This window comes from Mesorhizobium sp. M2A.F.Ca.ET.039.01.1.1 (assembly GCF_003998035.1).
Taxonomy (GTDB): domain Bacteria; phylum Pseudomonadota; class Alphaproteobacteria; order Rhizobiales; family Rhizobiaceae; genus Mesorhizobium.
In genome coordinates, this window is record NZ_RZRY01000171.1 from 1 (window position 1) to 10,453 (window position 10,453).

The 10,453-nt window shown below is 64.1% G+C and carries 11 protein-coding genes and 1 riboswitch; of the genes, 3 read left to right on the forward strand and 8 right to left on the reverse strand.

Going from position 1 to position 10,453, the window contains the following annotated elements; translation table 11 throughout:
• The 8 genes from nuoG to EOA24_RS15220 all read right to left on the reverse strand — a co-directional run.
• Positions 1 to 1,446, reverse strand: a 1,446-nt coding sequence (nuoG, locus tag EOA24_RS15185; RefSeq protein WP_127409887.1) for an NADH-quinone oxidoreductase subunit NuoG, incomplete at its 3' end; no start/stop codon positions are given.
• Positions 1,447 to 1,518: 72 nt separating this feature from the next.
• The gene (locus tag EOA24_RS15190) at positions 1,519 to 2,199 is read right to left on the reverse strand and encodes an NADH-ubiquinone dehydrogenase (protein ID WP_126082111.1); all 681 of its coding nucleotides are present in this window, start codon (positions 2,197 to 2,199) and stop codon (positions 1,519 to 1,521) included.
• Positions 2,200 to 2,273: 74 nt separating this feature from the next.
• Positions 2,274 to 3,578 (reverse strand): NADH-quinone oxidoreductase subunit NuoF, encoded by a 1,305-nt coding sequence (nuoF, locus tag EOA24_RS15195; RefSeq protein WP_126082110.1) that lies wholly within the window; start codon positions 3,576 to 3,578, stop codon positions 2,274 to 2,276.
• Positions 3,579 to 3,588: 10 nt separating this feature from the next.
• Complete coding sequence (locus tag EOA24_RS15200) at positions 3,589 to 4,917, reverse strand: NADH-quinone oxidoreductase subunit E (protein ID WP_126082109.1); 1,329 nt, start codon at positions 4,915 to 4,917, stop codon at positions 3,589 to 3,591.
• A gap of 1 nt (position 4,918) precedes the next feature.
• Complete coding sequence (locus tag EOA24_RS15205; protein ID WP_126060207.1) at positions 4,919 to 6,109, reverse strand: NADH-quinone oxidoreductase subunit D; 1,191 nt, start codon at positions 6,107 to 6,109, stop codon at positions 4,919 to 4,921.
• 9 nt (positions 6,110 to 6,118) lie between these two features.
• Complete coding sequence (locus EOA24_RS15210; protein ID WP_127256551.1) at positions 6,119 to 6,724, reverse strand: NADH-quinone oxidoreductase subunit C; 606 nt, start codon at positions 6,722 to 6,724, stop codon at positions 6,119 to 6,121.
• A gap of 4 nt (positions 6,725 to 6,728) precedes the next feature.
• Complete coding sequence (locus tag EOA24_RS15215) at positions 6,729 to 7,310, reverse strand: NADH-quinone oxidoreductase subunit B (RefSeq protein ID WP_015317338.1); 582 nt, start codon at positions 7,308 to 7,310, stop codon at positions 6,729 to 6,731.
• Positions 7,301 to 7,666: an NADH-quinone oxidoreductase subunit A gene (locus tag EOA24_RS15220; protein WP_042643187.1), complete on the reverse strand. Its 366-nt coding sequence runs from the start codon at positions 7,664 to 7,666 to the stop codon at positions 7,301 to 7,303. Before EOA24_RS15220 ends, EOA24_RS15215 begins: the two co-directional genes overlap by 10 nt.
• Before the next feature lie 335 nt (positions 7,667 to 8,001).
• Between EOA24_RS15220 and EOA24_RS15225 the strand changes: the two genes are divergently transcribed.
• The 3 genes from EOA24_RS15225 to cobW all read left to right on the forward strand — a co-directional run.
• A complete protein-coding gene (locus EOA24_RS15225; RefSeq protein WP_127409888.1) occupies positions 8,002 to 9,201 on the forward strand; it encodes a winged helix-turn-helix domain-containing protein in 1,200 nt (399 codons plus the stop codon).
• A 30-nt stretch (positions 9,202 to 9,231) separates the two neighbouring features.
• A riboswitch (cobalamin riboswitch) is annotated at positions 9,232 to 9,435 on the forward strand.
• A gap of 39 nt (positions 9,436 to 9,474) precedes the next feature.
• Positions 9,475 to 9,900 carry a DUF1636 family protein gene (locus tag EOA24_RS15230; protein WP_126082106.1) on the forward strand — a complete coding sequence of 142 codons (426 nt, stop codon included), beginning with the start codon at positions 9,475 to 9,477 and terminating at the stop codon, positions 9,898 to 9,900.
• Between the two features lie 2 nt (positions 9,901 to 9,902).
• The coding region (gene cobW, locus EOA24_RS15235) for a cobalamin biosynthesis protein CobW (protein WP_127409889.1) at positions 9,903 to 10,453 on the forward strand (551 nt) is incomplete at its 3' end.

Sequence of the window (10,453 nt, forward strand, 5' to 3'; positions counted from 1 at the left end):
GGCCGTGACCGCGTTGACGGCGGTGGCGAGCTTTGCCGCCTGGCCGAGCACCGCCGCGCCATCCGTGCGCGCCAGCGCGCCCTGGCCGACGATGATCAGCGGATGCGTGGCCTTGCTCAGCACCTCGAAGAATTTGCCGTTGCCGTCAGCGAGATCCTTCAGCGATTCCGGCCCGGCGCCGATCAGTTCATAGTCGTAGCGTGTGTCGCCGATCTCGCCGATCACGCCAACCGGCAGGTTGCCGACGCGCCAGCGCTTGCGGATGCGGGCATTGAGCACCGAAGCCTCGAAGCGCGGATTGGCGCCGATGATCAGCACCGCGTCGGCCTGCTCGATGCCTTCGATGGTCGGGTTGAAGATGTAGCTGGCGCGGCCGAGCGACGGATCGAGCGCGGCGCCATCCTGGCGGCAGTCGATGTTCTTCGATCCGAGCGCGTTGATCAGAAGCTTCAGCGCGTAGATTTCCTCGACGGCCGCGAGATCGCCGGCAATGGCGCCGATGCGCTCGGGCGCGGTCTTCGACACCTCGTCCTTGATCGCCGCGAAGGCTTCCGCCCAGCTTGCCGGAGCGAGCTTGCCGTTCTTGCGCACATAGGGGCGGTCGAGGCGCTGCGTGCGCAGGCCGTCCCAGATGAAGCGGGTCTTGTCGGAGATCCACTCCTCGTTCACCGCCTCGTTGACGCGCGGCAGGATGCGCATCACTTCACGACCTCTGGAATCGACGCGGATCGCCGAGCCGACTGCATCCATGACGTCGATCGATTCGGTCTTGGTCAATTCCCACGGCCGCGCCTGGAAGGCGAATGGCTTGGAGGTCAGCGCGCCGACCGGGCACAGATCGATGACATTGCCCTGCAGCTCCGACGTCATCGCCTGTTCGAGATAGGTGGTGATCTCGGCATCCTCGCCGCGGCCGATCAGGCCGAGCTCGGAGATGCCGGCGACTTCGGTGGTGAAGCGGACGCAGCGCGTGCAGTGGATGCAGCGGTTCATCACCGTCTTGACCAGCGGGCCGATATACTTGTCTTCGACCGCGCGCTTGTTCTCGTGATAGCGCGAGGAATCGACGCCGAACGCCATCGCCTGGTCCTGCAGGTCGCACTCGCCGCCCTGGTCGCAGATCGGGCAATCCAGCGGATGGTTGATCAGCAGGAACTCCATCACGCCTTCGCGGGCCTTCTTGACCATCGGCGTGTTGGTGAAGATTTCCGGCGGCTCGCCATTCGGGCCGGGGCGCAGGTCGCGCACGCCCATGGCGCAAGACGCCTGCGGCTTGGGCGGGCCGCCCTTCACCTCGATCAGGCACATGCGGCAATTGCCGGCGATCGACAGCCGCTCATGGAAGCAGAAGCGCGGCACTTCCGCGCCGGCGTCCTCGGCCGCCTGCAGCAGCGTGTAATGGTCGGGTACCGTGATCTCTTTCCCGTCGACCTTTAGCTTTGCCATTCGCCTCAAACCCTCGCGGATGTCCGCAATCTATCTTCCGGGCGCGGTTTGCACCGCGCCCGGCTTTTCAAATCACTTCGCGGCGAGCGCCGCCGCCTGCGCAGTCCAGTCGTCGCGGCCGATGCGGCCGGCAAGCGACAGATAATCTTCCACCCAGGCGATCTCTTGCGACGTCCAGGCCGCGATCTGCTCATAGGTCCAGATACCGAGACCGTTGAGCACCTTCTCCAGTTTCGGTCCGATACCCGAAATCGCCTTCAGGTCCGACGGCTTCGCCGGCTTGTCGACGGCCTTCGGCTGCCTGAAATCCTCGGGCATCAATGCGGCCGCTGCCGGCTGGGCGACAATATCGGCCCCGGTCGTGTCGAGAGCCTTCTCGGTCGCGTTCACCGCGATATCGGTCACGTCCCTGGCAAAGGTCTGCGCCTCGGCGATCAGGGTCTCGGTCGCCTTGCGCGCCTTGGACGCATTGGCGACCGCTTCGCTCTGCGCCTCGAGATCGTCGAGGAAAGGCTGGAACATGCGCTGCGAAGCTTCCAGCGCGCCGGTGAAGGCGCCCATCCACATGCCGACGGCATGGTTGGCAAAACCAATGCCCAGCGCCGACATCGCCGCCGCGCCCGCGACCGGATGCGCCAGAAGGTTGACGGCGCTGGCCATCTCCTTCGGCATCATCTTGGTCAGGTCCTGGTTCATCTTCTCGAGCTGGTCCAAATCAGGCATGAACGGATAGGGTATCGAATACGGCGCCATAGAGTTCTCCTGGTCGTTTTTCGTATGCCCCGCCCCTGCTTTCCGTCTCGGGCTTGCGCCCGTATTTCGAAGTCTTATTCCGCCGCCACCATCACCGGCTCGACCCGGTGCGCGTTGCGCGAAAACTCGTCGATGCGGCGTTCCACCTCGCCGCGGAAATGTCGCATCAAGCCCTGGATCGGCCAGGCCGCCGCGTCGCCCAGCGCGCAGATCGTGTGGCCCTCGACCTGCTTGGTGACATCGAGCAGCATGTCGATCTCGCGCTTCTGCGCTTCGCCGCGCACCAGCCGCTCCATCACCCGCCACATCCAGCCGGTGCCTTCGCGGCACGGCGTGCACTGGCCGCAGCTCTCATGCTTGTAGAAGTAGGACAGCCTGGCGATCGCCTTCACGATATCCGTCGACTTGTCCATGACGATGACGGCAGCCGTGCCGAGGCCGGATTTCAGGTCGCGCAGCGCATCGAAATCCATCGGCGCGTCCATGATCTGCTCGGCCGGCACCAGCGGCACCGAAGCGCCGCCCGGGATGACTGCCAGCAGATTGTCCCAGCCGCCGCGGATGCCGCCGCAATGCGTCTCGATCAGCTCCCGGAACGGGATCGACATCGCTTCTTCGAAGGTGCACGGATTGTTGACGTGGCCGGAGACGCAGAACAGCTTGGTGCCGGCATTGTTCGGCCGGCCGAAGGACGAGAACCAGGCCGCGCCCCGGCGCAGGATGGTCGGCGCCACCGCGATCGATTCGACATTGTTGACGGTGGTTGGGCAGCCATAGAGGCCGACATTGGCCGGGAATGGCGGCTTCAGCCGCGGCTGGCCCTTCTTGCCTTCTAGGCTTTCGAGCAGCGCCGTCTCCTCGCCGCAGATATAGGCGCCGGCGCCGTGATGCATATAGACGTCGAAGTCGTAGCCGGACGTGTTGTTCTTGCCGATCAGCTTGGCCGCGTAAGCCTCGTCGATGGCGCGCTGGAGCGCCTCGCGCTCGCGGATGAACTCGCCGCGCACATAGATGTAGGCCGCGACTGCGCCCATGGCGAAGCCGGCAACCAGCGCGCCCTCGACCAGTGTGTGCGGATCGTTGCGCAGGATGTCGCGGTCCTTGCAGGTGCCGGGTTCGGATTCGTCGGCATTGATGACCAGATAGCTCGGACGGCCGTCGCTCTGCTTGGGCATGAACGACCACTTCAGTCCGGTCGGGAAGCCGGCGCCGCCGCGGCCGCGCAACCCGCTAGCCTTCATCTCATTGACGATCCAGTCGCGGCCCTTGGCGATGAGACCGGGCGTATCGTCCCAGATGCCGCGCGACTGCGCGCCGGCCAGCGACTTGTCGAAGAGGCCGTAGATGTTGGTGAAGATGCGGTCTTTGTCCTGAAGCATTTGTCGTCCCTCAGACCGGCTTCTTGCCGAAGACGCGGATGTATTCGGCGACGCCGCCTTTGGCGAGCGCCTTGGCCTGCTTCACCCAGTCGTCGCGCTCGATGCGGCCGCGGAAATTGAGATAGCCGTCGACCCATTCGCGCTCGGCCTTCTTCCAGGCCGCGACCTGAGCGAAGGTGTAGATGCCCAGCGAATGCAGGATCGCTTCGATCTTCGGCCCGACGCCGGAGATCAGCTTGAGATCGTCGACCGTCGCCGGACGCTCGATGCCGGCCGGCCGGTTCTTGTCATCCAGCGAAGGCTTTTCCGTCTTGGCGACCGGCTGCTTGGTTTCCGGCGCCTTGAAAGCGGCCGCCGGCTCTGCCTTGTTCTTGGGCCCGCTGCGCGGTTTGGAAACGGCCTCGACTTCCGGAGAAGCCTGATTGGCATTGGCGGCCGAATGGCGCGGCGCCCTGACACTGGCCGCCTTCTCGGTGGCCGGAGCAACCTTGACCGGCGACGGCGTCGCTAAGGCCGGGCTGGTCTCGGGCGCATCGGTCTTCGGCTTGCCGGATTTGGACGGCGCAACCGGGCCCGAGGCTGCCGGAGCAGCAGGTGCCGGGGCTGCGGCAGGCACCGCTTGCGAGACGACGGCGGCAGGGGCAGCAGCCGGCGCCGCGGCGGCGGCGTCCTTGGCAGCCTTCGCGGCCGCCTTGGCTTCCTTGTCACGCGTCGACTTCAGGATCGCCTTTTCGCTGGTAAGCGTCTTCAAACCATCGGCCGGCTCGGAGCCATGGCGGCCGTTCTGCGGCCCCGGCTTGACCTCGGCGCCCTTGCCGGCGTCGTAGAGATCGATGATCTCGGCCAGCCGCTCAGGCGTCAGGTCCTCGAAAGTGTCCTTGAAAATCATGACCATCGGCGCGTTGACGCAGGCGCCGAGGCATTCGACCTCCTCCCACGACAGCGTGCCCTTGTCGTTGGTGTGGAACTGGTCGTGATGGATCTTCGAGCGGCACACATCCATCAGCGCTTCCGAGCCGCGCAGCATGCAGGGCGTGGTGCCGCAGACCTGGATATGCGCGCGCGTGCCGACCGGATTGAGCTGGTACTGCGTGTAGAAGGTCGCGACCTCGAGACCACGGATGCGCGGCATGCCGAGCATGTCCGAGATCGTCTCGATCGCCGCCTTGGTGACCCAGCCTTCCTGCTCCTGCGCGATCATCAGCAGCGGGATAATGGCCGACTGTTCGCGCCCCTTCGGGTATTTGGCGATCCACTGCTGCGCTGCCGCCGCATTCGCCTCGTTGAAGGCGAAGGTGGCTGGCTGGACGCTGGCATCTGCGAGACGACGAACTGACATTTTAGCGATCGACCTCACCAAACACGATGTCGAGGGAGCCAAGCACGGCGGTGACGTCGGCCAGCATGTGGCCGCGGCACAGGAAATCCATGGCTTGCAGATGCGCGAAACCGGGCGCGCGCAGCTTGCAGCGATAGGGCTTGTTGGTGCCGTCGGAGACCAGATAGACGCCGAATTCGCCCTTGGGCGCCTCGACGGCCGCATAGACCTCGCCGGCCGGCACGCGATAGCCCTCGGTATAGAGCTTGAAGTGGTGGATCAGCGCTTCCATCGAGCGCTTCATTGCGGCGCGCTTCGGCGGCACGACCTTGCCGTCGAGGTTCGACACCGGGCCTGCACTTTCCTTGCCGAGCAGCAGATCGACGCACTGGCGCATGATCTTGGCCGACTGGCGCATCTCTTCCATGCGCACGAGATAACGGTCGTAGCAGTCGCCGTTCTTGCCGACCGGGATGTCGAAATCCATCTCGGAATAGCATTCATAAGGCTGCGATTTGCGCAGGTCCCAGGCGGCGCCCGAGCCGCGCACCATCACGCCCGAAAAGCCCCAGGCCCACGCGTCGGCCAGCGACACCGTGCCGATATCGACATTGCGCTGCTTGAAGATGCGGTTGCCGGTCAAAAGCGCATCGAGGTCGTCGATCGACTTCAGGAAAGGGTCGATCCACTTGCCGATGTCCTCGACCAGCTTCTGCGGCAGATCCTGGTGCACGCCGCCCGGCCGGAAATAGGCTGCATGCATGCGCGAACCTGAGGCGCGCTCGTAGAACACCATCAGCTTTTCGCGCTCGACGAAGCCCCAAAGCGGCGGCGTCAGCGCGCCGACATCCATCGCCTGCGTCGTCACATTGAGGATGTGCGACATGATTCGGCCCATCTCGGAATAGAGCACGCGGATCAGCTGACCGCGCTTCGGCACCTCGATGCCGAGCAGGCGCTCGGCCGCTAGCGCGAAGGCATGCTCCTGGTTCATCGGCGCGCAATAATCGAGCCGGTCGAGATAGGGCACGGCCTGGAGATAGGTCTTGGCCTCGATCAGCTTCTCGGTGCCGCGGTGCAGCAGGCCGATATGCGGATCGACGCGATCAACAACTTCGCCGTCCAGTTCGAGGACCAATCTCAAAACACCGTGCGCTGCAGGGTGTTGAGGTCCAAAGTTAATGTTAAAATTACGGACGGAGGTTTCAGCCATCGTGGCGCCTCAGTTTGCCTTCGCCTTCTCATCGCCGGGCAGCACATAGTCGGTGCCTTCCCAAGGCGAGAGAAAATCGAAATTGCGGAATTCCTGCTTGAGTTCGACCGGCTCATAGATGACCCGCTTGGCCTCGTCGTCGTAGCGAACCTCCACGAAGCCGGTCAGCGGGAAATCCTTGCGCAGCGGGTGCCCCTCGAAGCCGTAGTCGGTGAGGATGCGGCGCAGATCCGGATGGCCGCTGAACAGCACGCCGTACAGATCGTAAGTCTCGCGCTCGTACCAGTCGGCGCCGGGATAGACAGCGGTCAGCGACGGCACCAGCGTTTCCTCGTCGGCCTGGACCTTGAGGCGGATGCGCACATTCTGCTTCGGCGACAAAAGGTGATAGACGACGTCGAAACGCTTGGCGCGCGACGGATAGTCGGCGCCGCAAATGTCGATGATCGAGATGAACTGGCAGCGCACATCGTCGCGCAGGAAGGTCGCTACTTCGATCAGATTGCCCGGCTCGACCGAAACGGTCAGCTCGCCATAGGCAAGCACGGCTTCGCCGATGCGGCCGGAGAGCTTCTCGCCGAGATAGGTGGAGAGTTCGTTCAACGCCAGGGTCATCGGCTCACCGTTCGATCGTGCCGGTGCGGCGGATCTTCTTCTGCAGAAGGAGAATGCCGTAGAGCAGCGCTTCCGCGCTCGGCGGGCAGCCGGGCACATAGATGTCGACCGGCACGACGCGGTCGCAGCCGCGCACCACCGAATAGGAATAGTGGTAGTAGCCGCCGCCATTGGCGCAGGAGCCCATCGAGATGACGTAGCGCGGCTCCGGCATCTGGTCGTAGACCTTGCGCAGTGCCGGCGCCATCTTGTTGGTCAGCGTGCCGGCGACGATCATGATGTCGGACTGGCGGGGAGACGCGCGCGGCGCGACGCCGAAACGCTCCGAGTCATAGCGCGGCATCGAGGTGTGGATCATCTCGACCGCGCAGCAGGCGAGGCCGAAGGTCATGAACATCAGCGAGCCGCTGCGCGCCCAGGTGATCAGCGCTTCGGTCGAGGTGACAAGGAAGCCCTTGTCGGCCAGCTCATTGTTGATTTCGAGGAAGAAGGGATCGTCCTCCCCCACCGGCCTGCCGGTGTTGGGGTCGATGATGCCCTTGGGCTTCGGCGCGACGAGGGTGCCTGAACTGTCGTTCAATCCCATTCCAGCGCTCCTTTTTTCCATTCATAGGCAAAGCCGATGGTCAGCACCGCCAGAAACACCATCATCGACCAGAAGCCGAGCATGCCGAGCTTCGAGAAGGACACCGCCCACGGGAACAGGAAGGCGACCTCGAGATCGAAGATGATGAACAGGATCGACACCAGGTAGAAGCGGATGTCGAACTTCATGCGGGCGTCGTCGAACGAGTTGAACCCGCATTCATAGGCGGAAAGCTTTTCCGGATCGGGATTGCGATAGGCCACCAGGAAGGGGGCAATGATGAGCGCCAGACCCACGATCATCGCCACGGCGATGAACAGCACGATAGGCAGATATGAACTCAGGAGTGCGCTCATGCGGCGGCTTTCCTTCGGCGGGGTAGTTCACTTTGATTACAGCAACGAACTCTAATGCGGAAGCGTGACAGTTTAACCGCTGAACCGTTTTAAGGGAGCCCATGCTGCAACGCGGCGAGGGTTAGCGCAGCGGTTTCGGTGACGCAAGTCAAACCTTGTTCAAATCGCGGCCCTGGACGCCATATCGGAAGAAACTGGTCCGATCCGCTCCTGTTTGATTTCCTTCGCTTTTTACTCCACTTTTCTCTCCTGACATATCTCCCGCCATTTGCCTGCTAGCATGGCCGGAATCACCGGCTAAAAATCCAACGGACGATCGGGGCAAGGACAGCTTGATGAAGGAGAAGATCTCGCTCGCCATGGCCAGGCGCATTGCGCTTGGATCACAGGGGTTCAACGACCCTCGTCCCGCAGGGGTTCCGGATCGCCGGCACCTTGCGCGCGTGCTTTCGCGAACCGGCCTGTTGCAGATCGATTCCGTCAGCGCCGTGGTGCGCGCTCATTATATGCCGCTCTATTCCCGCCTCGGCCCCTACCCGCTTGCGCTGCTCGACAACGCCGCGGTCACCCGCAAGCGCGCGGTCTTTGAATATTGGGCGCATGAGGCCTCGTTCCTGCCTGTCGAGACCTACCCCTTGCTGCGCTGGCGCATGCAGCGCGCCGAGCAGGGCGAGGAGATGTATCTCGGCCTGGCCAAATGGGGCCGTGAGCGCAAGGAAATGATCGACGAGATCTATAGAGAGGTCGCCGATTGCGGGCCGATCGCCGCCTCCGACATTGAGGGCCATAAGGGCAATGGCGGCTGGTGGGGCTGGAGCGAGGCCAAGCACGCCTGCGAATGGCTGTTCTGGGCCGGACGCATCACCACCGCCTACCGGCGCGGCTTCGAACGCTATTACGACCTGCCCGAGCGCGTTTTGCCGCAGGCCGTGCTCGACCTGCCCGTACCCTCGGTCGAGGACGCGCATCGCGAATTGCTGCGTATCTCGGCCCGTGCCCATGGCATCGCCACCTATGGCGACCTCCGCGACTATTTCCGGCTGGCGCCCGGCGATACGAAGGACCGCATCGAGGAACTGGTTGAAACCGGCGAATTGCTGCCGGTGAAGGTCGAAGGTTGGGATAGGCCCGCCTATCTCCATAAGGACGCGCGAATCCCGCGCCGGATCGAAGCGCGCGCCCTGCTCGCCCCCTTCGATCCCGTGGTCTTCGAACGCACGCGCACCGAAAAGCTCTTCAACTTTCGCTACCGCATCGAGATCTACACGCCGGCCGAAAAGCGCCAATACGGCTACTACGTGCTGCCCTTCCTGTTCGGCGACCGCATCGTCGCCCGCGTCGACCTGAGGGCCGACCGGCCTGCGAGCATCTTGCGCGTCCACGCCGCCTATGCCGAGGCCGGCGCGCCACCCGAGACGGCAGCCCAACTCTTCGAGGAGCTGAAGCAGACGCAGGGCTGGCTCGGCCTTGAGGCGATCGAAGTGACGCCGGCCGGCGACCTCGGACCGGCGCTGGCCGACATCGCAGTGTCGTAGCCGCGCGTTGACAGGCGCCTAGCCGTAAGCCTAAATCCTGACCCAGACGGTCTTCTCCCGGCAAAGGGAGGAGCCAAGAGGGAATGCGGTGCGGGCCAAAACCCAAATCCGCGGCTGTCCCCGCAACTGTGAGCGACGAGCCCCGGCCGAAAACCACTGGGATGTTCCCGGGAAGGCGGCATCTGAGGCGACGACCCGCGAGCCAGGAGACCTGCCGTCTGAGACTTTAAGTATCCGAATGCCCGGCGGGTTTTCCGGGCAAGGAGCCTGGTTTTGGATCGCAACGGCAGTTTCCCGGCAAACATCGCGGACATTTCGTCCGAGCCCGACGCGTCGGACGGCGTGACCGTCATCGTCTGCTCATCCTGCCGCGACGAGACCGGGTCCGATGCGCATCCGCGCGCCGGCGCGTTGCTGGCCGAAGGCACGCGCCGTGCTGCATCGGGCGAAAACATCCGCATCCGCACCGTCGAATGCCTCGGCAACTGCAAGCGCCGGCTGAGCGCAGCACTTCTGCGCGACGGCTGCTGGAGCTACGTCTTCGGCGATCTGGAAACGACCAGCGGCGCCGACCTCGTCGCCGGTGCAAAGCTCTTCGCCACTTCGACCGACGGCCTGATCCCCTGGCGCGGCCGGCCTGATTCCCTCAAGCGCGGCCTGGTTGCCCGCATCCCTCCCCGCGACATGCTGAAGGACTGACCATGAACGCTTCCGTTTCCCGCGTGCCCTGCACCGTCGTCACCGGCTTCCTCGGCGCCGGCAAGACGACGCTAATCCGCAACCTGCTCGAGAACGCCAAGGGCAAGCGGCTGGCAATCATCGTCAACGAGTTCGGCGATGTCGGCATCGACGGCGAGATCCTGAAGGGCTGCGGCGTCGACACCTGCCCGGAGGAAAACATCGTCGAGCTCGCCAATGGCTGCATCTGCTGCACCGTCGCCGACGACTTCGTGCCGGCGCTCGACCAGATCCTGTCTCGCACGCCGAAGGTCGACCACATCCTGATCGAGACCTCCGGCCTCGCTCTGCCGAAGCCGCTTGTGCAGGCTTTTCAGTGGCCGACGGTGAAGAGCCGCGTGACGGTTGACGGCGTCGTTGCCGTGGTCGATGGCCCGGCGCTGGCTGACGGCCGCGTCGCCTCGGACATGGATGCCCTCCAGGCGCAGCGCGCCGCCGACGACTCGCTCGACCACGACGATCCCGTCGAAGAAGTGTTCGAGGACCAGATCGCCTGCGCCGACCTGATCATCCT